The organism is Kosakonia sp. PSU_27, from assembly GCF_039409795.1.
Lineage (GTDB): Bacteria > Pseudomonadota > Gammaproteobacteria > Enterobacterales > Enterobacteriaceae > Kosakonia.
In genome coordinates, this window is the sequence record NZ_JBCIVK010000006.1 from 30772 (window position 1) to 55490 (window position 24719).

Here is a 24719-nt window from a genome sequence, read left to right on the forward strand (position 1 = left end):
AATGGCAACCACAAATCAGCGTTCGAGGAAGTTTTTCAATAACTGATGTCCCTGCTCGCTCAGGATACTTTCCGGGTGAAATTGCACCCCTTCCAGATTCCACTCCAGGTGGCGAATGCCCATGATCTCGCCGCTATCGCTCCAGGCGGTAATCTCAAAGCATGCCGGTAACGTAGGCGGATCGATAACCAGGGAATGGTAACGGGTGACGGTTAACGGATTATTAAGCCCGCTAAATACGCCAGTGCCGTTGTGGGTGACAGGCGATGTCTTACCGTGCATCACTTTTGCCGCACGAACGATAGTCGCGCCAAAGACCTGCGCAATCGCCTGATGACCAAGACAAACGCCAAGAAGCGGCAATTTCCCCGCGTAATGGCGGATAATCGCCAGCGAAACGCCGGACTCATCCGGCGTACAGGGACCGGGCGAAATCACGATCTTTTCCGGTGCCAGCGCAGCAATATCGGCAAGCGCGATCTCATCGTTACGCCGCACCTCTACGCTTGCCCCCAGTTCACAAAAATATTGATACAGGTTCCAGGTAAAGGAGTCGTAATTGTCGATAAGCAGGATCATAGCGGCCTCTGGTGTCGGAAACCGCGCTAGTTTACTCGCTTTCGACCGCTTCGCTCACCACTTTGCTGAAGATGGTGCAAAGCGGCGCTAAGTCGCCCATTGCGCCTGCCTGGTTTGCCTCGCGCCACTCATCAGGATCGATGCCACGCCAGTCGAGCGAAAAACCCGCGTGCAGCGCAAGTTGTTCAAAGAAAATGCGCTGAGCGATGCCGTTGCCAAGGCGAAACGGGTGCAGCACATTGATTTCACAGTAGTAGTGCGCCAGCCGCTCAATAAACGCTGCTTTTTCCAGCCCGCACAGCCACTCTTCATCTTCCAGTTGCTGCATCAATGCATTGCCCTCTTTCTCGATATACTCGAAGTGGCAAAACCGGGTATCGCCTTCGTAAATATCCACTTCACGGATCTGTCCGGCCCAGTCGAACACATCCTGATAAAGATGGTGGTGAATGGCGCATAAATGAGGAAGACCGCGTACCATCGGGCCAAGATCGAGTGTGGCGGCGCGTAAGGCGGTGAACTGATAAGCCGCCTGCTCCAGTTTCTGCGCCTGGCGAAGCCCCAGCTCATTGCGCATCACATTCAGGCCAGGATAGAGGTACGGATCGCGCCCGTCGCCGAATTTATCGCTCATAGTGCCTCCGCAGTTCTTCAAGGCGCGCATCGGCTTCCGCGCTACTTAGCGTCACCAGTTCGCTGTCGACATTTTCCAGCCGCCGGCTGGCCTGAAAATTGGCATTGCGCTGCTGTTCCCAGAGACGGGATTTTTGCCGGTCGGTGAGTTTTTTGGCCATAGCGCCTCCCTGTTTCACATGTCGGTGCCCAAATTATAAGCAGAAATGACAGGTTACGCAGGGAAGCTCAGGAAGCACGGGGTGAACACCCCGTGCGGGAGAAACTTACGGCAGCACTTTCGCGGAGAGAATAACGACCGGTTTTGACGGAACATTCTGGTAAGGCCCGACATCGTGCGTCGGTACCTGGGAAATTTTGTCGGCGACATCCATGCCCTTCACCACTTTACCAAACACCGCATAACCAAAGTCGCGCTGGCCATGATCGAGGAAAGCGTTGTCAGCAACGTTGATAAAGAACTGGCTGGTTGCGCTGTCTTTATCGGCAGTGCGCGCCATCGAAATGGTGCCACGCGTGTTACGCAAGCCATTGTCAGCCTCGTTTTTAATAGGCGGGTTAGGCTGCTTTTGCTGCATTTGTTCGTTGAAACCACCGCCCTGCACCATAAATCCCGGGATCACACGATGAAACGTGGTGTTGTTATAGAAACCGTTATTTACGTAATCAAGGAAGTTTTTCACCGACACAGGGGCTTTCTGGTTGTTCAGCTCCAGTTCAATGTTACCGGCGGAAGTGGTGAGCAGAACATGAGGATCGCCTTTTGCCGCCAGCGCAGCAGAAGAGAAAGCAGAAAGGGCAAACACAGCCGCAACAGCCGCCAGAGTCGATTTAACCATAAGGTTTCCTTAACGAAGAGCAGTAAAGAAAGCGAGTGGCTTGATTCTAAAGAGCAGTCAGCCAGCAGGCCAGCCTTTTACTTAATTTTACGTATTTAGTAACAGATGTAACGCCAGACCGCTCACAACCCGCTTCACGAAGGCTACATACCTGAACGATAACGGCTAAAAATCACCGCTTCACCACCGTTATCCATCTGAATCCACCTTTGCGCAGGTTGCGTGCTGGCAATGATCCGCCCTTGTCGAATCGACCAGCGTACCGGCGACTGGCAGCGCACCGCATCAAAACCGCTTTCAACGGGCAAAATGACCATGTTCGCCGGGTTACCCGTTTCAATCCCGTATTGCGTTAAACCAAACGTTCTGGCGCTGTTATGCGTGATAAGACGCAACCCATCATTAATTTGCTGGTAGCCCATCAACTGACAAACGTGCAGCCCCATATGCAGCACCTGCAACATATTGCCGGTGCCAAGCGGATACCAGGGATCAAACACATCGTCATGGCCAAAGCAGACATTTATTCCCGCTGCCAGGAGCTCTTTCACCCGCGTAATTCCCCGGCGCTTTGGATAATCGTCAAAGCGCCCCTGCAAGTGAATGTTTACCAGCGGGTTAGCGACAAAGTTAATGCCGGAAAGCTTTAACAAACGGAACAGCCTCGAGGTATACGCGCCATTGTAAGAGTGCATCGCCGTGGTATGGCTGGCGGTGACGCGCGGGCCCATGCCCATCTTCAGCGCCAGCGCGGCAACGGTTTCGACAAAGCGCGACTGCTCGTCGTCAATTTCATCACAGTGAATATCCAACGGGCGGTCATATTTTTGCGCCAGTGCGAACGCAATGTGCAGCGATTCAACACCATATTCGCGGGTAAATTCAAAGTGCGGGATCGCGCCAACCACATCCGCGCCAAGCTGGAGCGCCTCTTCCAGCAATGCAGCACCGTTGGGATAGGAAAGAATTCCCTCCTGCGGGAAAGCGACGATTTGCAGATCAATCCACGGCGCGACCTCGACTTTTACTTCCAGCATGGCTTTCAGCGCCGTCAGGCTGGGATCGGAAACATCAACATGGGTCCGTACATGCTGCACGCCGTTGGCCATTTGCCACTTCAATGTTTGCCAGGCGCGCGCTTTGACATCCTGGTGGCTCAGCAGCGCTTTGCGTTCCGCCCAACGCTCAATGCCTTCAAACAGCGTGCCGGATTGATTCCAGTTCGGCTCTCCGGCAGTTTGCGTGGTATCCAGGTGAATATGCGGTTCGACAAACGGCGGTAGCGCCAGCCCACCGTGCGCATTCAGCACTTCCAGGCTATCGCTGTGTGTTTCATTCATCGGAGTGATTTCACCGAAGCGACCATTCTCAATCGCGATTTGCCATAACCCTTCGCGATCGGGTAAATGCACATTCTGAACTAACCAAATCGGTGCTGCCGACATAGTGTGACTCCCTCTGTTTCCCTCCGATAATTTGTATCAGACGTGCGTGCAAAAACCCTCTTTTTTTGTACACAAATTCCGCAAACCATAAAAACCAGTGATATCCGCGACTTATAAAAACCAATAAAAATCAAATATCTACCCATTAAGTGGTATGCGAAGGTGTATTTGATGTACATCAATAAGCCGGGTAGCTGAATCGTTAAGGTAGGTGGTAGTAGAAAAGAAATCGAGGCAAAAATGAGCAAAGTCAAACTCGCTATTATCGGTAACGGCATGGTCGGTCACCGTTTTATTGAGGATCTCCTCGATAAAGCCGACGCCAGCCAGTTCGATATTACCGTCTTCTGTGAGGAGCCGCGTAAAGCCTACGACCGCGTCCACCTCTCTTCCTATTTTTCCCACCATACGGCTGAAGAGCTGTCGCTGGTTCGCGAAGGCTTTTACGAGAAACACGGCGTAAAAGTGCTGGTCGGCGAGCGTGCTATCACTATCAACCGTCAGGAAAAAGTGATCCACTCCAGCGCCGGACGCACGGTTTATTACGACAAATTGATCATGGCTACCGGTTCCTATCCGTGGATCCCGCCGATCAAAGGTTCCGAAACACAAGACTGCTTCGTTTATCGCACCATTGAAGATTTGAACGCCATTGAATCCTGCGCCCGTCGCAGCCGCCGCGGCGCGGTCGTCGGGGGCGGTTTGCTCGGTCTGGAAGCGGCCGGAGCGCTGAAAAACTTAGGCGTGGAAACCCACGTCATTGAATTTGCGCCAATGCTGATGGCAGAACAGCTCGACCAGATGGGCGGCGAGCAACTGAAGCGCAAAATTGAAAGCATGGGTGTGCGCGTGCACACCAGCAAAAATACCAAAGAGATTGTGCAGGAAGGCACCGAAGCGCGTAAAACCATGCATTTTGCTGATGGTAGCGCACTGGAAGTCGACTTTATCGTCTTCTCCACCGGTATTCGCCCGCGCGACAAACTGGCGACCCAGTGCGGCCTGGAAGTGGCGCAGCGCGGCGGTATCGTGATCAACGATAGCTGCCAGACCTCGGATCCGAATATCTATGCCATCGGCGAATGCGCCAGCTGGAACAACCGCGTATACGGTCTGGTCGCGCCAGGTTACAAAATGGCGCAGGTGGCAGTGGATCATATCCTCGGCACCGCCAACGCCTTTGAAGGTGCAGACCTCAGCGCCAAACTGAAACTGCTCGGCGTCGATGTTGGTGGTATCGGCGACGCGCATGGTCGTACGCCAGGCGCACGCAGCTATGTCTATCTCGACGAAAGCAAAGAAGTTTACAAGCGCCTGATTGTCAGCCCGGATAACAAAACCCTGCTCGGCGCAGTACTGGTGGGTGACACCAGTGATTTCGGCAACCTGCTGCAACTGGTGCTGAACGCTATTGAACTGCCGGAAAACCCGGATGCGCTGATCCTGCCGGCCCATGCGGCAGGCGGTAAACCCTCTATCGGCGTGGATAAGCTGCCGGACAGCGCGCAGATCTGCTCCTGCTTCGACGTCACCAAAGGCGACCTGATTGCCGCGATTAACAAAGGCTGTCACACCGTTGCGGCACTGAAAGCAGAAACCAAAGCCGGTACGGGCTGCGGCGGTTGTATCCCACTGGTAACCCAGGTGCTGAACGCCGAACTGGCGAAACAGGGTATCGAAGTAACCAATAATCTGTGTGAGCACTTCGCTTACTCACGCCAGGAGCTGTACCACCTGATCCGCGTGGAAGGCATCAAATCCTTCGACGAACTGCTGGCAAAATATGGCAAAGGTTATGGTTGCGAAGTGTGTAAACCGACCATCGGTTCACTGCTGGCTTCCTGCTGGAATGAGTACATCCTGAAACCGCAGCACACACCGTTGCAGGATACCAACGACAACTTCCTCGCCAACATCCAGAAAGATGGCACCTATTCCGTGATCCCGCGCTCCGCAGGCGGCGAAATCACCCCGGAAGGGCTGATGGAAGTGGGCCGTATTGCCCGTGAATTCAATCTCTACACCAAAATCACCGGTTCTCAGCGTATTGGCCTGTTTGGCGCGCAAAAAGACGACCTGCCGGAAATCTGGCGTCAGTTGATTAACGCGGGTTTTGAAACCGGGCACGCCTACGCCAAAGCATTACGTATGGCGAAAACCTGTGTCGGTTCGACCTGGTGCCGTTACGGTGTGGGTGACAGTGTGGGCTTCGGCGTTGAGCTGGAAAACCGCTACAAAGGGATTCGTACCCCGCACAAAATGAAGTTCGGCGTTTCTGGCTGTACCCGTGAATGTGCCGAAGCACAGGGTAAAGACGTGGGGATCATCGCCACGGAAAAAGGCTGGAACCTGTATGTGTGCGGTAACGGCGGCATGAAGCCGCGCCACGCGGATCTGCTGGCGGCGGATCTCGATCGCGAAACCCTGCTGCACTATCTTGACCGCTTTATGATGTTCTACATCCGTACCGCCGACAAACTGACGCGTACCGCCTCCTGGCTCGACAGCATGGAAGGCGGCATCGAATATCTGAAGAGCGTGATTATCGATGACAAACTGGGCTTTGACGCGCAGCTTGAAGAAGAGATGACCCGCCTGCGTGAAGCGGTAGTCTGCGAATGGACTGAAACGGTGAACACGCCTTCTGCGCAGCTTCGCTTCAAACACTTTATCAACAGCGACCGCCGCGATCCGAACGTGCAGGTAGTGCCAGAGCGTCAGCAACATCGCCCGGCAACCCCGTATGAACGAATTCCGGTGGTGTTAGTGGAGGATAACGCATGAGCCAGTGGAACACCGTCTGCAAAATCGACGACATCATCCCGGCGACCGGTGTGTGTGCGTTGGTGAAAGGTCAGCAAGTCGCGATTTTCCGCCCGCGCCATGATGATCAAGTGTATGCCATCAGCAATATCGACCCGTTTTTTGAGTCCAGCGTGCTCTCTCGCGGCCTTATCGCTGAACATCAGGGCGAGTTATGGGTTGCCAGCCCGCTGAAAAAACAGCGCTTCCGCCTGCGCGACGGCGTATGCATGGAAGATGAAAGCCGCTCTGTCGCGCATTTCGATGCGCGCGTGAAAGACGGCGAAGTACAGATTAAAGCGTAATACCCCTGCGGGGGCGCAATGCTCCCGCTGTTTCACTTTTTCGTTTTCATTTTTTCCTTTTAAACATTTTCTTTTAACTTTGGATAATCAACATCATGTTTACCGACACTATTAATAAGTGCGCGGCTAACGCTGCGCGTATCGCTCGCCTCTCTTCACAAAATCCGCTGGGTTTCTGGATAAGCTCTGCCATGGCGGGCGCTTATGTTGGCCTCGGCATCATCCTGATTTTTACCCTTGGTAACCTGCTTGATCCAACATTGCGCCCGCTGGTGATGGGCGCGACGTTCGGTATCGCCTTAACGCTGGTGATTATCGCCGGTTCTGAATTGTTTACCGGTCACACCATGTTTCTGACGCTGGGCGTCAAAGCGGGCACCATCAGCCACGGGCAAATGTGGGCTATTTTGCCGCAAACCTGGCTCGGTAATTTGCTCGGCTCAGTGTTCGTCGCGCTGCTGTACAGCTGGGGCGGTGGCAGTTTGTTACCGGTGGATACGAGTCTGGTGCATGCGGTAGCGCTGGCGAAAACCAGTGCGCCAGCAACGGTGCTGTTCTTTAAGGGCGCGCTGTGTAACTGGCTGGTGTGCCTGGCTATCTGGATGGCAATCCGTACCGAAGGCGCAGCAAAATTCCTCGCTATCTGGTGGTGTCTGCTGGCGTTTATCGCCTCGGGTTACGAACACTCCATCGCCAATATGACGCTCTTTGCCCTCTCCTGGTTTGGTCATCACAGCGAGGCGTATACCCTCTCCGGTATCGGTCATAACCTGCTGTGGGTAACGCTTGGCAATACTCTCTCTGGTGCGGTATTTATGGGGTTAGGTTACTGGTATGCTACGCCGAAATCTGAGCGTCCTTCTGCGGTCACCCGCGTGGCAAGCCAGGCTACAGCGAATAACTAAAATGTTGAGGTAATGTCGTGGACCATTTGCCAATTTTTTGCCAGCTACGCGATCGCCGGTGCCTGCTTGTCGGTGGAGGCGATGTCGCAGAACGTAAAGCCCGGCTGTTAATGGATGCGGGTGCACGGCTTACCGTTAACGCGCTCACGTTTGTTCCTCAGTTCACCGTCTGGGCCGAAGAAGGCATGCTGACGCTGGTTGAAGGCGAATTTAGCGAAACGCTGTTAGACGCGTGTTGGCTGGCGATTGCCGCAACGGATGACGAAGCGGTTAATCAGCGCGTCAGCGATGCCGCAGAGCAGCGCCGTATCTTCTGTAACGTTGTCGATGCGCCCAAACAGGCGAGCTTTATCATGCCGTCAATCATTGACCGCTCGCCGTTGATGGTGGCAGTCTCTTCCGGCGGCACATCGCCAGTGCTGGCGCGTCTGCTGCGTGAAAAACTCGAATCGCTGTTGCCGCAGCATCTGGGCCACGTCGCCCATTACGCAGGCAAACTACGCAGCCGGGTCAAGAAACAGTTCGCCAGTATGAGCGAGCGTCGCCGCTTCTGGGAAAAATTGTTCGTCAATGACCGACTGGCGCAATCCCTGGCGAACCAGGACACCAACGCCGTGGAAAAAATAACCGAACAACTGCTGGCCGAGCCACTGGATAATCGTGGTGAAGTGGTACTGGTTGGCGCGGGGCCTGGCGACGCCGGGCTACTGACCTTAAAAGGTTTGCAGCAGATCCAGCAAGCCGATGTGGTGGTGTATGACCGGCTGGTTTCCGATGAGATCATGAACCTGGTGCGCCGCGACGCTGACCGGGTGTTTGTTGGCAAACGCGCGGGCTATCACTGTGTACCGCAGGAGGAGATCAATCAGATCCTGCTGCGCGAAGCGCAAAGCGGTAAACGGGTTGTCCGGCTCAAAGGCGGCGACCCGTTTATTTTCGGTCGCGGCGGCGAAGAGCTGGAAACGCTCTGCCACGCGGGTATCCCTTTTTCGGTGGTGCCAGGCATCACAGCGGCATCCGGCTGTTCGGCCTACTCCGGCATTCCGTTAACCCACCGAGATTACGCACAAAGCGTGCGGCTGGTGACGGGGCACCTGAAAACCGGTGGTGAGCTGGACTGGGCCAATCTGGCTGCGGAAAAGCAAACGCTGGTGTTCTATATGGGGCTGAATCAGGCGGCGACGATTCAGGCGCAATTAATAGAGCATGGAATGCAGACAGATATGCCGGTGGCGCTGGTGGAAAACGGCACCTCGGTACAACAGAAAGTCGTGAGTGGTGATTTGACGCAACTGGGCGAACTGGCGCAGCAGGTGCAAAGCCCGGCGCTGATCATCGTTGGTCGCGTGGTGGGACTGCGCGATAAGCTTAAATGGTTTTAAAAACAGAAAAAGGGCAGGTAAACCTGCCCTTTTTAATGGTGCCAACGATTACGGTTTAGCAACGAAACCAATCGCTTCGTAGACTTTCTTCAGGGTTTCCGATGCCCGCGCGCTGGCTTTTTCCGCGCCGTCTTTCATCACCTGTTGCAGGAAGGCTTCATCATTGCGATAGCGATGATAACGCTCTTGCAGCTCGGTCAGCATGCCGGAAACGGCATCCGCCACTTCCCCTTTCAGATGACCATACATTTTGCCTTCAAAGTGCTGTTCCAGCTCGGCAATACTCTGGCCGGTTACGGCAGAGAGAATATCCAGCAGGTTGGAAACACCGGCTTTGTTGGCGATGTCGTAGCGAACCACCGGCGGCTCGTCGGAGTCGGTCACCGCGCGTTTGATTTTTTTCACCACCGATTTCGGATCTTCCAGCAGGCCGATAACGTTGTTGCGGTTATCGTCCGACTTGGACATCTTCTTGGTCGGCTCCAGCAGCGACATCACGCGTGCGCCAGATTTTGGAATAAACGGCTCAGGCACTTTAAAGATATCGCCATAAATCGCGTTAAAACGCTGTGCGATATCGCGGCTCAGTTCCAGATGCTGTTTCTGGTCTTCACCCACCGGCACCTGGTTGGTTTGATACAGCAGAATGTCTGCCGCCATCAGCACCGGGTAATCAAACAGACCGGCGTTGATGTTTTCCGCATAGCGCGCAGATTTGTCTTTGAACTGGGTCATGCGGCTCAGTTCACCGAAATAGGTGTAGCAGTTCAGCGCCCAGCCGAGCTGTGCATGCTCCGGCACATGGGACTGAACGAAGATGGTGCTTTTTTGCGGATCGATGCCGCACGCCAGGTAAAGAGCCAGCGTGTCCAGCGTCGCCTTACGCAGCGCTAGCGGATCCTGGCGCACGGTAATCGCGTGCTGGTCAACGATGCAGTAGATACAGTGATAGTCGTCCTGCATGTTCACCCACTGACGCAGCGCACCCATATAGTTACCAATGGTTAATTCACCTGAGGGCTGTGCGCCACTAAAGACGATGGGCTTAGTCATTTTTCGTTTCCTGATTTTCACTGTGCGAAAGCCCGAGTGCGGGCAGTAAATCTTTGAAGTGATCGAACACGTAGTCCGGCTCACTGGCGGTAATCGCTTCGCCGTAGTTATAACCGTAAGTCATACCGACACAGACGCTTCCAGCCGCTTTTGCCGCCAGGATGTCATTGCGCGAATCACCGACGAAGAGCAATTCATGAGGTTGAATATTGAGCTTTTTGCACACCAGAAGCAACGGTTCCGGGTGCGGCTTTTTGTTTACCACATCATCGCCGCCGACCACAAAGGTGAAATATTGCGCAATACCCAGCGCCTCCAGCAGCGGTGCCACGAACGGCGTCGGCTTATTGGTCACCAGCGCCAGTGGCAAGCCTTTAGCATGCAGAGCTGCCAGCGTTTGTGCCACGTCCGGGAAGAGAAAACTGCCCTCTTCCACCGTCTCTTCGTAATATCGGTTGAACAACTTACGCAGCATGCGTATCTGCTCTTCTTGCGGAATATCGTGACCCACATCCGGCTTACCTTGCGCCGCGCGCTGGCTGGTGCGCTCCTGGCGAGCCCAGTTAAACGCCCGCTCCATCAACACATCCGCGCCGTTACCAATCCAGGTCACCACGCGCGCTTCGCCCGCCTGCGGTAACTCAAGCGCATACAGCGCGCTATCAACAGCAGCGGTCAGACCCGGTGCGCTATCCACCAGCGTACCGTCGAGATCAAAAGCAATACCCTGAATCGACTGCATTTTATTCATGACTTACCTTTGCCAGTTCACTACGCATTTCATCAATAACCTGTTTGTAATCCGGTTTATCGAAAATTGCCGAGCCTGCGACAAACATATCCGCGCCCGCTGCGGCAATTTCACCGATATTGCTCACCTTCACACCACCGTCGACTTCGAGACGGATGTCAAAGCCTGAGGCATCAATGCGACGACGCACTTCACGCAGCTTATCCAGCGTGTGTGGAATGAAAGACTGGCCGCCAAAGCCGGGGTTTACCGACATCAGCAGGATCACGTCCAGTTTATCCATCACGTAATCCAGGTAGCTGAGCGGTGTTGCCGGGTTAAGCACCAGTCCCGCTTTACAACCGTGTTCTTTGATGAGCTGCAGGGAGCGATCGACGTGTTCGGAGGCTTCGGGATGAAAGGTGATAATGCTTGCGCCAGCGGCGGCGAAGTCCGGGATCAGCCGATCAACCGGTTTCACCATCAGGTGAACATCAATAGGCGCGGTGATGCCATAATTACGCAGCGCTTTGAGCACCATCGGGCCAATGGTCAAATTCGGCACGTAATGGTTATCCATCACGTCGAAATGCACCACGTCACCACCTGCAGCCAGTACGGCGGCGGTATCTTCGCCGAGGCGTGCAAAATCAGCCGACAGAATCGAAGGGGCAATCAAATACTGTTTCATCCGCATCTCCTTGAGAAAGTAGGGTTCGGCAGGCAGCGCGGTGAATGCGAATTATCGCGGAGCCGGGCGATAGAGTGCCAGCAGCTCATCCACCTTTTTACGTGTACCACCGTTACTGCTGATACTGCGCCGCACTTTTACCACGTGCAATTTTGCCTGACTGTACCACTCACGCGTTAATAGCGTGTCGTGGTTGGAAATCAATACCGGGATCCGGTTTTGCACCAGGCTTTCGGCAATCGCCGCCAAATGCGCCTGCTGCTCAAGACTGAAACTGTTGGTGTGATACGCCGTAAAATTGGCCGTCGCCGACAGCGGGGCGTAAGGCGGATCGCAGTAGACCACGGAGTTCTCGTCCGCGCGCGCCATGCTATCTGCGTAAGACTCGCAGTAAAAAAAGGCATTCTGCGCTTTTTCGGCGAAGTGATACAACTCCGCTTCCGGGAAATAGGGTTTCTTATAACGCCCGAAAGGCACGTTGAATTCACCGCGCAAATTATAGCGGCACAGGCCGTTGTAGCCATGGCGATTGAGGTATAAAAACAGCAGCGCACGCCGGAAAGGATCCTGGCACTGGTTAAACTCTTCGCGTAGCTGATAGTAAACCACGGACTGGTTTGTCGCAGGGGCAAACAACGCCCGCGCCTGGCGCACATACTCGTCAGGCTGGTCTTTAACGATGTTATAGAGGCTAATCAAATCGCTGTTGATATCAGCGAGGATATAGCGGGAGAACGACGTGTTGAGAAACACCGAACCCGCGCCGACGAACGGCTCGATAAGGCATTCACCCTGCGGCAGATGCCTTCCGATATCGTCCAGCAGGGGGTATTTCCCCCCTGCCCATTTCAAAAAAGCGCGATTCTTTTTCATGCTGACTGATTACTTACACTCTCTCCGGCTGTGGAGAAAGCTCCGACAGCATCCTGCGCTTTATACATTACTTCAGATCGGCCTGAACCTGATGTATCGGTTTGGCCCAGGGATTTTTCGCCTGTACGTCTGCCGGCAACGCCGCGACAGCGCGTTTCGCATCGTCTTTAGATGCGTACACACCGCTCACCAGCACGTACCACGGCTGACCGTTACGCGTTGTCTGGTAAACCACGAAGTTTTTCAGATTCTCTTTCTTCGCCCATGCATTCAGGTTGTTAGAGTTCGAGGAACTGCTCAACTGCAGCGTGTAGTGGTTACCCGGCGCAGATTTTAACGCTCCAACATTCCCGGTGGCGGCAGCAGCGCTTGCCGCAGGCGCGGCGCTGGCTGCAGGTGCAGTCGCGGCTTTAGCCTGAGTTTGCACTGGTGACGATGTTACCGCAGGCGCTTTTACCGGCGAGGTCGCGGCGGTTTCAGTGCGTTTCGGCGGCTGAGCAACCGGTTTGGATTCGGCTTTCGGTTCTGCTTTCGCCACTGGCTCTTTAGCAACCGCCTTCGGCTCGATCACCATCTGTTTGCGTTCGGCACGCGGCGCAGCGGTATGGCTTTGAGCTGCAGCAGATTGTTGCTGACGCGCAGCAGCGCCATTGCCGTTACGTACCGGCGCAACTGTTGCAGGTTCAGTTGGCAGCGTCGAATTCACCGCGTTATCAATCTGCGACTGATTTTGTGGCTGAGTCAGTGCGTTATTCAGATCGCCCTGCACTTCAACACGCTGCTGGCCCGCAGGCGCGGCAGGAGCTTCAGCTTGTGATGGCGTAGAAGAAATTGGTGGCAGCGAGACATCCTGCTGCGCAGGTGCATTGCCTGAAGTGGGTTGCTGAGCAGGTGCTGGCTGTGCGCCATTTGCCTGATCTGCGGCACCGGTATTGCTGGCGTTGTTATTGCCTGCAGAGAGATCGATGCTTTTCTCCGCCGGTGCGTTTTGTTCATTACTCGTTGTCGGTGCGGGGGATTTCAGCGCGGAACCGATGCCGATGATTAACAGAAGCAGAACCAGAATGCCGACGCCCATCATCACATATTGACGGGAAGCGGGTTTCGCGGCTGCCGCTTTCTTACGTTTACGCGGACGGCGCTCTTCGCGCTCCTCGTCATACGCGTTTTCATCTTCTTCATAGCTCTCTTCTTCACGCTCATCACGCGCCCGGCGGCTGCGAGAAGGGCGGCGTTCGTCCGCATCGACATCAACATCATCAAAGTTGATCTGCGGTTCATCGACACGCTCGGAAGATTGGCGAGAACGACCAGTACGACGATCGCTGGGATCGGGTTTCAGCTCGTCTTCTGGTTTGAATTCATCCATTTAACACCCCACACAAAGGCGTATGCCACATCATGCATCCCGCCCGAAGTTAAACGCCACGCGGTGCGTGACCAGACCTTTCTAATAGTTACGCCTGCTGGCAATCAGCAATAGCGCCAAGTACTACGTCGTGCGGCACTCCGCCGCGAACTTCACTCTTCCCTATTGCCAACGGGAGCACTAAACGCATCTCTCCCGCCAGCACTTTTTTATCGCGCATCATGTGCGGTAAATAAGCCTGCGCGGACATCTCCTGCGGGCCTTGTACCGGCAAACCTGCTCGTTTCAGCAGCGCTTTTATACGCTGCGTATCCGCTTTGCTGAACTGGCCAAGACGTTCAGATGCATGCGCCGCCATCACCATACCTGCCGCGACAGCTTCACCGTGCAACCAGTTCCCGTAGCCCATTTCCGCTTCAATAGCGTGGCCGAAGGTATGCCCCAGATTCAGTAAAGCACGTAAGCCTGTTTCCCGCTCATCGGCGGCAACAACTTCTGCTTTCAGCTCACAACAACGACGAATACAGTACGCCATCGCCGGACCATCAAGGCGCAGCAACGCATCCATGTTCTGTTCCAGCCAGTCAAAGAACTCGCCGTCGAGAATAATGCCGTATTTGATCACTTCCGCGAGGCCGGACGATAATTCGCGGGCAGGAAGCGTAGCCAGACAATCAAGATCGACAATCACCGACGCAGGCTGATAAAACGCGCCGATCATGTTTTTGCCGAGGGGGTGGTTCACCGCTGTTTTGCCGCCAACAGAGGAATCAACCTGAGAAAGGAGCGTGGTCGGCACTTGAATAAAGCGCACACCGCGCTGATAGCTGGCGGCCGCAAAGCCGGTCAAATCGCCCACCACTCCACCGCCCAGCGCGACCAGTGTGGTATCGCGCCCATGGGGTTTTTGCAACAATGCGGTAAAGACCGTGTCCATCACCGCAAGGCTTTTGTACTGCTCGCCATCCGGCAGAATCACGCTATCCACTTTCACGCCAGCCTGTTCAAGAACATGGCGGACTTTATCAAGATAGAGCGGAGCCAGTGTTTCATTGGTGACCAGCATAACCTGATCACCAGACTTCAGAGGCGAGAAGGAAGCTGGATCGTTAAACAGACCAGCCGCGATGGTGATAGGGTAACTACGTTCCCCGAGAGTGACTGTGATCCTCTCCATGACGCGACATCCACCTTAGTTGCTTAAACCCGCAGGCGTGTGAATTAAGCCAGAATTAGTTGCTTTCCAGCATATGAATAATCTGGTTTGCCACCACTTTAGCACTCTGATCGTCGGTGCGAATGGTCACGTCGGCAATCTCTTCATACAACGGATTACGTTCGTCGGCCAACGCTTCCAGTACTTCGCGCGGCGGTGTATCCACCTGCAGAAGCGGGCGTTTTTTGTCACGTTGAGTGCGAGCTAATTGCTTTTCGATAGTGGTTTCCAGATAAACCACTACGCCACGGGCGGAGAGACGATTACGGGTCTCGCGAGACTTCACAGAGCCACCGCCGGTCGCCAGTACGATGCCCTGTTTTTCCGTCAGCTCATTGATGATTTTTTCTTCGCGATCGCGGAAGCCTTCTTCACCTTCAACATCGAAGACCCAGCCCACATCAGCTCCGGTTCGTTTCTCAATCTCTTGATCAGAATCGTAAAATTCCATATTGAGTTGTTGAGCTAACTGACGCCCAATAGTGCTTTTGCCGGCACCCATAGGCCCAACCAGAAAGATATTGCGTTTCTCTGCCATTTTTTCGGTACTACTAAGACTATTCGTTGATGATAAACCCGCTTCGCAAAGACTCGGCGTAGCAGGACATGAACTGAAACCTCATATGCGATAGTGCGAGAGTCAGATCGAAAATTATCTCAGTACTCCGGCTTGTTTGGCAACTGAATAAACACGCAATCCTTCATGCTGCTCATTGTTCGACGGAGACCACTGACGCTCAAATCGGTACTCCTTGTAAGCTAAATCATGTCTCACGTCAAACACATGAACCAAGTTCCATTGAAAAAGGGGGAGTTACGGCAGATTTAATGTACCGCCGCCAGCCTGGGCGTAATAAACACCACCAGCTCGCGCCGCTCATTATCTTTGGCGTCCTGGCGAAATAACCTGCCGATACCTGGAATTGAGCCTAAACCAGGAACCTGCGCCCTGTCGGCGGAGTTCTTTTGTGAGAAGATCCCACCAAGCGCCAGCGTATCGCCGCTTTTAACCTCTACCTGCGTTTCAATTTCCTGCTTGTCAATCGCCATCGCCTCGCCCCCTGCTTGCTGTAGCACCTGGCCTGGCATATTTTGGCTAATGCGCAGCTTCAGCCGCACACGGTTATCGGGCAGCACCGTCGGTGTAACTTCCATCCCCAGCACCGCCTCTTTAAATTCTACCGCCGTGCTACCGCTATCGCCGCTGGCAACCTGATAAGGTATTTCGCTCCCCTGCTTAATACTCGCCGGCTGGCGGTGAGAAGCCAACAAGCGTGGGCTGGCGATAATTTCAAGCTGCTGTTTTTGCTCAAGGGCTGACAACTCCAGCTCCAGCAGTTGGGCGTTGATACTGCCGATATTAAAGCTGACGCGCGTACTGGCATCCGGAACCGAGAGATCGGCAGAAACACCGCTAAGTCGCCCACGCGCTGCGGGTTTATCCTGCGCCAGTCCCCATTTCACCCCCAACTCGCGCAGGCTTTTTTCATTGATGGTGACAATATAAGCCGCCAGCTCTACCTGCTCGACCGGTAGATCCATCTGTGTGACCCATTTTTCCAGTGCGGCGAGCCCTTCTTTATTATCACGCACCAGTAACCGGTTAAGCCGCACATCAACCGTCATCGCCCCTTGTGGGCTGAGCAGTTTTTCTCCGGCTTTTGCCAGCTCTACCGCGTCGGCATAGCGCAACACAAAACTGCGTGTTTGCAAGGGTATATTCTGCTTGCGCTGGCGCTGAGCGGCCTCCTGCTCCGCCTGCTTTTGCTGCCGCCATGCCGTCGTATAGACCTGCCAGATGTTGCCCTGCTGGTGTAACGTTAATCCGGCACTGGCGGCAACGGTTTGGAGCGCCTGCTGCCAGGGGACCTCTTTGAGATTCAGCGACACCGTGCCGCTGACCTCAGGTGAAATCACCATGTTCTGCTTCTCCAGCGCAACCAGCGCCTGCAATACCTGGGTGACTGGCACGTCGTCGACGGTCATTGTGACGACACGTGATGTCTGCGCGCCGGCAAGCGGCAGGCTAAAGAGCATCGCGCTCGCTATCCATTTTCGCATGTTGAGTTCCTTCTCGTTGCCAGCGCCATTGCGCTGGTGTGCACTCTTCGCCAATCTCAATCAGCATTTCATCCTGTTGGATGGCGACAACGCGCCATCCGGTGGGCAGCGTTTCGCCGACAATAAAGCGATACCAGCGCCCGGTGGTATCACGCACGATCCCTATCGGTTGATCCCCCGCCACCGCGCCGTGAAAATGCCAGTTGCTGAGCTGGGCAGTTCGGCAGATATCCTGCGGTGGCTGGAAAGGGTCGCGCATGCCGCACAGAAACAGGCTGAGCAGCGCGGCCAGTAACAGACGACTAATTCGCATTGTCCTGCTCCACTCGCAACGTAAAATTCAGCGCGCCTTCACCAGCCATTAATGAAAACGCAGGAACCTGCATGCCGCTCGCCGTTAGCAGTGAAAATGTCTCAACCACGCCTTCCCAGCCGGTCGCAAGCACTAACTCTCCACCACCCTGGGCAGGCTGCCAGCGGGCAAGCTGGCGCCCCTGCGACTGAAAATCCAGCGGGCTAAATGCCCGACGTTGCGGCAAGATCACGGATTCTGACGGCGGCACCAGCGCATGTAACTTTTGCCACTGCGCGCGCAGCTTCATGTGTTGTTGCTGTTGTTGATCAACCAGCCGCATTTGCGTCTCTTTGACTGGACTTATCGCCAGCCACCATAAAAGTGCCAGCGCGCAAAGTGAGCTGAGTAGCCAACAAAGCACCCGCGTTCGTAGTGATAAAGCAAACCAGACATCAGGGTTGAGCATCATCACGCTCCCGGTTCAGTTGGTAGTGGAATTGCCAGCGCCCTTGCGCATCACGCTCTACGGTGCCTGCGGGTTGTAGCTGAAACCCTGCCGTTTTCTGCAACCGTTGCTCAAGCTCGCTTAATGCGTTAAAAGAGCCGGCCAGGCCAGTGATTTCAAGCTGGTTTTGCTGCCAGCGCAGAGCAGTAAGCCAGGCATTGGGCGGCAAATTTTCCGCCAGGGTAAGCAACGTCTGTCGCCACGCTTCGGTACGCTGAAACCGTAATCGCTGCGCCTGCTCCTGCTGCCAGCGCTGGTGTCGAAGCTGCAACGGCTGCTCGGCGGCGTGCAACCCTGCAAGTAAGGCGGCATCAGATTGCTGCCACAGCGTGGCCTGGCGCAGACCAGCCACAGCGGATGCCCGCCATAATGCGCCGCCAGGCACAATCACCACCGCTGTTGCGATAAAAACCGCGCACCAGCGACGAATGCAGCGCAACCGCTTTTGACGCCGCCAGGGGAGAAAATTCACGACGGGCTGCATCAGTATCCCCTGGCAACAGCCAGTCCCAGCGCTATCGCGTAGCGTTCTCCGCTATCGGGTAATGGTGCCTGGCGCGACGGGACCGCGCTCCAGCAGTCAAATCCTCCGGGCATCCCGCCGCACTGCGCGATTTCGTCTGCGGGCAGTCCAAGCACGGCGGCAAGCCGGGCGGCATTTTCAGCCTCTTCGCGCGCACGTCGCCCCCAGCTCTCTCTCGTGGCCCACAGCCACTGGCGCTCATCACACCACGCCAGACAACGAGCCGGTGGAGTAAGCCAGGGTAATAATGGCTGTAATGCACTGGCATCCGGGGTAATAGAGGAAAGATGAAGAGATAATGTCTGTGCTATCTCCAGCAGTGACGCCACATCTTTATTTTGTGCAGCAGTAACGCCGTACGCTTTGCCGGGTTCATCTTCGGTGAAGTCGAAACAGAGATCGTTTTCTGCCATCTCCAGTTCACGCGCCATTGCCTGCGAAACCCAGCTTGTTAAAGCAGGTTCGCGCAGCGTGACTGCCGGTCGCGGCAGCTTTTTTTGCAGGGTTTGCCCCGCAGGAAATGCCATGCGTACGCAATGGCGTTGCGGTAGGGTTTGCCGCCAGGGCCGCAAAACATTGAGCAGTTCTTCTGGCGCTTTTATTCGCCCCTGCACCACGACGCCAGGGGATAGCGGAAGGTGCCACCAACGGCGCAGCGCCTGGCCGCGACGCCCGGCGGCAAGGGCGACAATGAAGATGCCATCTTGTTGAATATGCAAACCAATTTGCCAGTGCCTGAATGCCATAATTCCCGATCTCCTTATCGTCTCGCTGGATGACGCTATATCAATGCATCAGGCTTGCCTTTATACTACCGCGCGGTTGTTTATAAACTGCCCAAATGACTCTAAATGGGAAATCTCCAGTGAAGTTCGTAAAGTATTTATTCATCCTTGCAGTATGTTGCATTCTGCTGGGAGCAGGCTCGATTTACGGTCTGTACAAATATATTGAGCCACAGCTACCTGACGTCGCCACGCTGAAAGACGTGCGGCTACAAATTCCGATGCAGGTCTACAGCGCTGACGGCGAATTGATCGCGCAATATGGCGAAAAACGCCGTATTCCGCTGACGCTGAATCAAATCCCGCCTGAAATGGTTAAAGCGTTTATCGCCACGGAAGATAGCCGTTTTTATGAACATCACGGTGTTGACCCGGTGGGGATTTTCCGCGCCGCCAGCGTGGCGATGTTTTCCGGACGTGCGTCGCAGGGCGCAAGTACGATTACCCAACAGCTGGCACGTAACTTTTTCTTAAGTCCGGAACGCACGCTGATGCGTAAGCTTAAAGAGGTGTTCCTGGCGATCCGCATTGAACAGTTGCTGAGCAAAGATGAGATCCTTGAGCTTTATCTCAATAAGATCTACCTCGGTTACCGTGCGTACGGCGTGGGCGCTGCAGCACAGGTGTACTTTGGGAAATCGGTCGATCAGTTAACACTGAGTGAAATGGCGGTGATTGCCGGTCTGCCAAAGGCACCGTCTACGTTTAACCCGCTCTATTCACTTGATCGCGCTACCGCGCGCCGTAATGTGGTGCTGGCACGTATGGAGAGCGAAGGCTACATCACCGAGCAGCAGTATGATCAAGCGCGCGGTGAAGCTATCGATGCCAATTACCATGCGCCGGAAATCGCTTTTTCCGCGCCTTACCTTTCCGAAATGGTGCGCCAGGATTTGGTCAATCGCTATGGCGATAAAGCCTACGAAGATGGCTACCGCGTTTACACCACCATCACCCGCAAAGTGCAGCAAGCCGCGCAGGCCGCCGTGCGTAATAACGTGATGGATTACGACATGCGCCATGGTTATCGCGGCCCGTCGAATGTGTTGTGGAAAGTGGGCGAAGCGGCGTGGGACAGTAAAAAAATCACCGATTCCCTGAAAACGCTGCCGTCTTATGGCCCGCTCTCGCCAGCAGTGGTGACCAGTGCCAATCCGCAAGAAGCGACGGCGATGATGGCCGATGGCACCTCGGTCTCTTTGCGCATGGAAGGCATGCGCTGGGCGCGTCCTTATCGTTCCGATACGCAACAAGGCGCAACGCCGCGCAAAGTCACCGACGTGGTGCAGGCCGGACAGCAGATTTGGGTTCGCCAGGTGGATGACGCGTGGTGGCTGGCACAGGTGCCGGACGTTAACTCGGCGCTGGTTTCCATTAACCCACGTAACGGCGCCGTATTGGCGCTGGTGGGCGGCTTCGATTTCAACCAAAGCAAGTTTAACCGCGCGACACAGGCGCTGCGCCAGGTGGGTTCTAACATCAAGCCGTTCCTTTACACCGCAGCAATGGATAAGGGCCTGACGCTGGCGAGCATTCTGAATGATGCGCCAATTTCCCGCTGGGACGCGGGCGCAGGCTCCGACTGGCGACCAAAAAACTCGCCGGACGAGTATGCCGGTCCGATTCGTTTACGCCAGGGTTTGGGGCAGTCTAAAAACGTGGTGATGGTGCGTGCAATGCGCGCAATGGGTGTGGATTACGCGGCGGAATATCTGCAGCGTTTCGGCTTCCCGGCGCAAAACATTGTTCACACCGAATCGCTGGCGTTGGGCTCTGCTTCCTTTACACCAATGCAGGTTGCCCGCGGTTATTCGGTGATGGCGAACGGTGGTTTCCTGATCGATCCGTATTTCATTACCAAAATCGAAAACGATCAGGGCAACGTGCTGTTTGAAGTACGTCCGAAAATCGCCTGTGCCGATTGTGATATTCCGGTGATTTACGGCGATACGCCGAAATCGAACGTGCTGGAAAACAAAGACATGGAAAACGTCGCCACCTCACAAGAGCAGCAGAACGCAGCCGTACCGCAGCCGCAGCTTGAGCAAGCCAACCAGGCGCTGGTGCAAAGAAGCGGCGCCGAAGAGTACGCGCCACATGTTATTAGCACCCCGCTGTCGTTTTTGATCAAAAGCGCGCTGAACAGTAACATCTTTGGCGAGCCCGGCTGGCAGGGCACAGGCTGGCGCGCAGGTCGCGATCTCAAACGCAATGATATTGGCGGTAAAACCGGGACCACGAACAGTTCGAAAGATGCCTGGTTCTCGGGTTATGGCCCGGGTGTGGTGACCTCCGTTTGGATCGGCTTTGACGATCATCGCAGGGATTTGGGGCGTACTACCGCCTCCGGCGCGATTAAAGATCAGATTTCCGGCTACGAAGGCGGCGCGAAAAGCGCACAACCTGCCTGGGATGCGTATATGAAAGTCGTGCTGGATGGGGTTCCTGAAGAGCCATTAACCCCGCCACCGGGCATAGTGACGGTGAATATCGACCGCAGCACCGGCCAACTGGCGAACGGTGGTAGCAGCCGCCAGGAGTACTTTATCGAAGGGACGCAGCCAACGCAGCAAGCCGTCCATGAAGTGGGGACCACGTTAATGGATAACGGTGAGTCTCACGAGCTGTTTTAATTCTGCGCCGGGCTTGTCCCGGCTGACAGACAGCAAAAAGGGCGCGAATGCGCCCTTTTCATTTATTCTTTTGTGCGTTCAGAGCCGCCCCCGGCCTTTTAGCCATTCGCGAACCAAAAACAGCGCGCTGACATTGCGGGCTTCGTTGAAATCAGGATCTTCCAGCAGGTCCATCAAATGCTTCAGCGGCCAGCGTACCTGCGGTAGCGGTTCTGGTTCATCACCCGGCAGCGACTCAGGATAGAGATCTTCTGCCACGATAATGTTCATTTTGCTGGAGAAGTAAGAAGGCGCCATACTGAGTTTTTTCAGAAAAGTAAGCTCTTTTGCGCCAAATCCGACTTCTTCTTTTAGTTCACGGTTCGCCGCTTCGTATATACTCTCACCCGGATCGATAAGACCCTTGGAAAATCCCAGTTCGTAGGATTCAGTGCCAACCGCATATTCGCGGATCAGGATCAGGTGATCGTCAACAATTGGCACAATCATCACGGCTTCGTGCGTAGAGGGGCGCATACGTTCATAAACACGGCGCACGCCGTTACTGAATTCCAGATCCACACGTTCTACGTTAAAAAGTCGTGAAGACGCGACCGTTTTTACGTTAAGAATGGTGGGTTTTTGCAATGATTCGCTCATTATTATCGGTCTTTGCAGAGAAACTTTCGTTATTGTGCGACACTACGCACTGTTTGGGCAATGTACTTTGCCGCTAATTTACATTCCTGCAACCTCTTCGAAATCAATTCCCAATTTAACCCAAAAGTCAATAGCTTGAAATAAAACTAAGAATTTGCTGATATTCCCGTTAGGGTGGTTTTGCTATTCTCTTTGACATTGGTATGCGCTTAAAAATACTCAAGTTAATTGCTTGCTTAAAAGGCCAACCACATTAGATTGTTACGGGAAGGGTGCAACTGACTACACCTGTTAGAAAAAGTAAGATGGGGAAAGCATGAGCACCATTTTGATTTTTTTCGCTGCTATGCTGGCCTGCGCATTCCTCGCCGGATGGATTTTCAGGTTCAGGTCGCAACGTCGGTATCGACTGCCTTATTTGCAGGCATTCACCGGCGCGACTACCCGTAAATTAACACCTGAAGAGCGTGAAACGGCGGAACGCTATCTGGAAACGCTCTCCCGCACGCAAAACAATCTCGCCCCGACGGGCGCGACTGCCGCCCCTGTCTCCATCAGCCTTAACGCACATAGCAACACGGTGCTGTATGTCACGCACCCGATCACCCGCTATGGCATCACCACTGACACCCCGAATAAATGGCGCTACTACCTTGATTCCGTCGAAGTGCACTTGCCCCCTTCATGGGAGCAGTACATTACCGACGAAAACAATGTTGAACTGATCCGCACCGACTCAATGCCGCTGGTTATTTCGCTTAATGGGCATACGCTTAGCGAATACATGAGCGAAGAGCGCGGCGGTGAACTGGAACGCGTCTCGTCGAGTCAATCCGCCATCCGTGGCGAAGAAAGCGAGCAAATTGAGCTGCTGAATATTCGCCGGGAAACATCGGAAGAATATGCATTAAGCCGCCCGGACGGCATGCGCGAAGCGCTGCTGATTTCGGTCTCGTTTTTACTGTTTTTCTTCTGTCTGGCCTCGCCCGATGTCTTTATCCCGTGGCTGGCGGGCGGCGGCGTGATGTTGCTTGCTGCCGGGCTCTGGGGGTTATATGCGCCACCGGCTAAAAACACACTGCGGGAGATTCATTGTCTGCGTGGCACGCCAAAGCGCTGGGGGCTGTTCGGTGAGAATAATCAGGAGCAAATGAATAATATCTCGTTAGGTATTATCGACCTGATTTATCCGCGTCACTGGCAGCCCTTCGTCACACAGGATTTGGGCCAGCAAACCGATATTGATATCTACCTCGATCGCCACGTTGTGCGCCAGGGGCGTTTTCTCTCCCTGCACGATGAAGTGAAAAATTTCCCGCTGCAGCACTGGGTGCGCAGCGCCGTCATTTCCATCGGTTCGCTGGTGGTGCTGGCGATGTTGTTGATTTGGGTGCCGCTGGATATGCCGATCAAATTTACCGTGTCGTGGATTAAAGGCGCGCAGACCGTTGAAGCGAGCAGTGTGAATCAGCTTGAAGCTGCCGGGTTGCGGATTGGTGACACGTTGCGCATCAGCGGTACCGGCATGTGTAATATTCACATGCAAAATAACTGGACCTCGCGCCAGACGTCGCCGTTTACGCCGTTCGACTGCTCGCAAATTATCTGGAACAACGCCCCACCCCTGCCGTTGCCAGAATCCGATATTGTGAACAAAGCCACCGCGCTTGCTCAGGCGGTCAGCCGCCAGCTTCATCCCACTACCGAAGAAGATTCCCGCGTGAGCCCGGTGTTGCGCTCAGCCATTCAGAAATCCGGCATGGTGCTGCTGGATGATTTCGCCGATATCGTACTGAAAACTCAGGATTTGTGTGCCGCCCAGGATGAGTGTTTGCGGTTGAAAAACGCGCTGGTCAACCTCGGAAACAGTAAAGACTGGGAAACTCTGACCAAACGCGCCAGCGACGGGAAACTCACCGGCGTGAACGTCTTGCTGCGCCCGGTAAGCGCCGAGTCGCTGGATAATCTGGTTACCACCTCCACCGCGCCGTTCATTATGCGGGAAACGACCCGCGCCGCGCAGTCGCTGAACAGCCCGGCACCGGGCGGTTTTGTGATTAGCAGTGAAGAAGGTAGCGAGCTGGTTGATCAACCCTGGCCGCCGATTGCGCTGTATGACTACCCTGCGCAGGAACAATGGAAGGAATTTCAGCGGCTGGCGCAAATGCTGATGCAGACGCCGTTTCGCGCGGAAGGGATCATTACTAATATCTATACCGATGCTAACGGCACCAGGCACATCAGCCTGCACCGCATGCCGGATGCCAGCGGTCTGTGGCGTTATGCGGGAACAACACTTCTGCTGGTCGCGATGGTGATTTGCAGCCTTTACAACGGAGTGCTGGCGCTTCGGCGTTACCAGCGCAATCGCACACGTATCGAAGAGATTCAGCAGTATTACGCAAGCTGTCTGAACCCCCAGTTTCTGCCCACCCAGGATAGCCTCAGCAGCTAAC

At 54.7% G+C, this 24719-nt stretch carries 24 protein-coding genes; 6 read left to right on the forward strand and 18 right to left on the reverse strand.

Going from position 1 to position 24719, the window contains the following annotated elements; translation table 11 throughout:
* Positions 1-15: 15 nt before the first annotated feature.
* The 5 genes from pabA to AAIG26_RS15955 all read right to left on the reverse strand — a co-directional run bounded on the left by pabA (position 16) and on the right by AAIG26_RS15955 (position 3496).
* On the reverse strand, positions 16-579 hold the full coding sequence (gene pabA, locus AAIG26_RS15935; RefSeq protein ID WP_343180951.1) for an aminodeoxychorismate synthase component 2: 564 nt from the start codon (positions 577-579) through the stop codon (positions 16-18).
* Positions 580-610: 31 nt separating this feature from the next.
* Positions 611-1213, reverse strand: a complete 603-nt coding sequence (locus AAIG26_RS15940; protein ID WP_020455526.1) for a putative adenosine monophosphate-protein transferase Fic — start codon at positions 1211-1213, stop codon at positions 611-613.
* A complete protein-coding gene (locus AAIG26_RS15945; RefSeq protein WP_017459865.1) occupies positions 1203-1373 on the reverse strand; it encodes a YhfG family protein in 171 nt (56 codons plus the stop codon). Before AAIG26_RS15945 ends, AAIG26_RS15940 begins: the two co-directional genes overlap by 11 nt.
* Before the next feature lie 105 nt (positions 1374-1478).
* Positions 1479-2051, reverse strand: coding sequence for a peptidylprolyl isomerase A (gene ppiA / locus AAIG26_RS15950; RefSeq protein ID WP_017459864.1), 573 nt, complete (start codon positions 2049-2051; stop codon positions 1479-1481).
* Between the two features lie 143 nt (positions 2052-2194).
* Positions 2195-3496: a cytosine deaminase gene (locus AAIG26_RS15955; protein ID WP_343180952.1), complete on the reverse strand. Its 1302-nt coding sequence runs from the start codon at positions 3494-3496 to the stop codon at positions 2195-2197.
* A 240-nt stretch (positions 3497-3736) separates the two neighbouring features.
* Between AAIG26_RS15955 and nirB the strand changes: the two genes are divergently transcribed.
* From nirB to cysG, 4 genes are all read left to right on the forward strand, one after another.
* The gene (nirB, locus tag AAIG26_RS15960) at positions 3737-6280 is read left to right on the forward strand and encodes a nitrite reductase large subunit NirB (RefSeq protein WP_020455529.1); all 2544 of its coding nucleotides are present in this window, start codon (positions 3737-3739) and stop codon (positions 6278-6280) included.
* Positions 6277-6603, forward strand: a complete 327-nt coding sequence (gene nirD, locus AAIG26_RS15965) for a nitrite reductase small subunit NirD (protein ID WP_020455530.1) — start codon at positions 6277-6279, stop codon at positions 6601-6603. Before nirB ends, nirD begins: the two co-directional genes overlap by 4 nt.
* 95 nt (positions 6604-6698) lie before the next feature.
* Positions 6699-7508 carry a nitrite transporter NirC gene (gene nirC / locus AAIG26_RS15970; protein ID WP_044489510.1) on the forward strand — a complete coding sequence of 270 codons (810 nt, stop codon included), beginning with the start codon at positions 6699-6701 and terminating at the stop codon, positions 7506-7508.
* A gap of 17 nt (positions 7509-7525) precedes the next feature.
* On the forward strand, positions 7526-8890 hold the full coding sequence (gene cysG, locus AAIG26_RS15975) for a siroheme synthase CysG (RefSeq protein ID WP_343180953.1): 1365 nt from the start codon (positions 7526-7528) through the stop codon (positions 8888-8890).
* 48 nt (positions 8891-8938) lie between these two features.
* On the opposite strand, the gene trpS is transcribed toward cysG, so the two are convergent.
* The 12 genes from trpS to AAIG26_RS16035 form a co-directional block, all read right to left on the reverse strand.
* Complete coding sequence (trpS, locus tag AAIG26_RS15980; protein ID WP_020455534.1) at positions 8939-9943, reverse strand: tryptophan--tRNA ligase; 1005 nt, start codon at positions 9941-9943, stop codon at positions 8939-8941.
* Positions 9936-10694 (reverse strand): phosphoglycolate phosphatase, encoded by a 759-nt coding sequence (gene gph / locus AAIG26_RS15985; RefSeq protein ID WP_269232174.1) that lies wholly within the window; start codon positions 10692-10694, stop codon positions 9936-9938. The genes trpS and gph overlap by 8 nt, the downstream gene beginning before the upstream one ends.
* The gene (gene rpe / locus AAIG26_RS15990; RefSeq protein ID WP_020455536.1) at positions 10687-11364 is read right to left on the reverse strand and encodes a ribulose-phosphate 3-epimerase; all 678 of its coding nucleotides are present in this window, start codon (positions 11362-11364) and stop codon (positions 10687-10689) included. Before rpe ends, gph begins: the two co-directional genes overlap by 8 nt.
* Before the next feature lie 51 nt (positions 11365-11415).
* Positions 11416-12237: an adenine-specific DNA-methyltransferase gene (gene dam / locus AAIG26_RS15995; RefSeq protein WP_020455537.1), complete on the reverse strand. Its 822-nt coding sequence runs from the start codon at positions 12235-12237 to the stop codon at positions 11416-11418.
* A gap of 67 nt (positions 12238-12304) precedes the next feature.
* A complete protein-coding gene (damX, locus tag AAIG26_RS16000; protein ID WP_343180954.1) occupies positions 12305-13606 on the reverse strand; it encodes a cell division protein DamX in 1302 nt (433 codons plus the stop codon).
* A gap of 88 nt (positions 13607-13694) precedes the next feature.
* A complete protein-coding gene (gene aroB, locus AAIG26_RS16005) occupies positions 13695-14783 on the reverse strand; it encodes a 3-dehydroquinate synthase (protein WP_097406500.1) in 1089 nt (362 codons plus the stop codon).
* Positions 14784-14838: 55 nt separating this feature from the next.
* Positions 14839-15360 (reverse strand): shikimate kinase AroK, encoded by a 522-nt coding sequence (gene aroK / locus AAIG26_RS16010; RefSeq protein WP_017459852.1) that lies wholly within the window; start codon positions 15358-15360, stop codon positions 14839-14841.
* Positions 15361-15647: 287 nt separating this feature from the next.
* Entirely contained in the window at positions 15648-16883 is a 1236-nt protein-coding gene (gene hofQ, locus AAIG26_RS16015; RefSeq protein WP_343180955.1) for a DNA uptake porin HofQ, read from the reverse strand.
* Positions 16849-17196 carry a HofP DNA utilization family protein gene (locus AAIG26_RS16020; RefSeq protein WP_343180956.1) on the reverse strand — a complete coding sequence of 116 codons (348 nt, stop codon included), beginning with the start codon at positions 17194-17196 and terminating at the stop codon, positions 16849-16851. The genes hofQ and AAIG26_RS16020 overlap by 35 nt, the downstream gene beginning before the upstream one ends.
* Positions 17186-17647, reverse strand: a complete 462-nt coding sequence (locus AAIG26_RS16025; RefSeq protein ID WP_343180957.1) for a hypothetical protein — start codon at positions 17645-17647, stop codon at positions 17186-17188. Before AAIG26_RS16025 ends, AAIG26_RS16020 begins: the two co-directional genes overlap by 11 nt.
* Positions 17631-18167, reverse strand: a complete 537-nt coding sequence (locus AAIG26_RS16030; protein ID WP_343180958.1) for a PilN domain-containing protein — start codon at positions 18165-18167, stop codon at positions 17631-17633. Before AAIG26_RS16030 ends, AAIG26_RS16025 begins: the two co-directional genes overlap by 17 nt.
* Entirely contained in the window at positions 18167-18952 is a 786-nt protein-coding gene (locus AAIG26_RS16035) for a DNA utilization protein HofM (RefSeq protein WP_097406495.1), read from the reverse strand. The genes AAIG26_RS16030 and AAIG26_RS16035 overlap by 1 nt, the downstream gene beginning before the upstream one ends.
* Before the next feature lie 119 nt (positions 18953-19071).
* On the opposite strand from AAIG26_RS16035, the gene mrcA reads away from it, so the two are divergent.
* Entirely contained in the window at positions 19072-21624 is a 2553-nt protein-coding gene (gene mrcA / locus AAIG26_RS16040; RefSeq protein WP_020455545.1) for a peptidoglycan glycosyltransferase/peptidoglycan DD-transpeptidase MrcA, read from the forward strand.
* 78 nt (positions 21625-21702) lie between these two features.
* Here the strand turns inward: mrcA and nudE are convergent, their stop codons facing one another.
* Positions 21703-22263 carry an ADP compounds hydrolase NudE gene (gene nudE / locus AAIG26_RS16045; protein ID WP_343180959.1) on the reverse strand — a complete coding sequence of 187 codons (561 nt, stop codon included), beginning with the start codon at positions 22261-22263 and terminating at the stop codon, positions 21703-21705.
* A gap of 316 nt (positions 22264-22579) precedes the next feature.
* Between nudE and AAIG26_RS16050 the strand changes: the two genes are divergently transcribed.
* Positions 22580-24718 (forward strand): intracellular growth attenuator family protein, encoded by a 2139-nt coding sequence (locus AAIG26_RS16050; protein ID WP_343180960.1) that lies wholly within the window; start codon positions 22580-22582, stop codon positions 24716-24718.
* Position 24719: the final 1 nt, after the last annotated feature.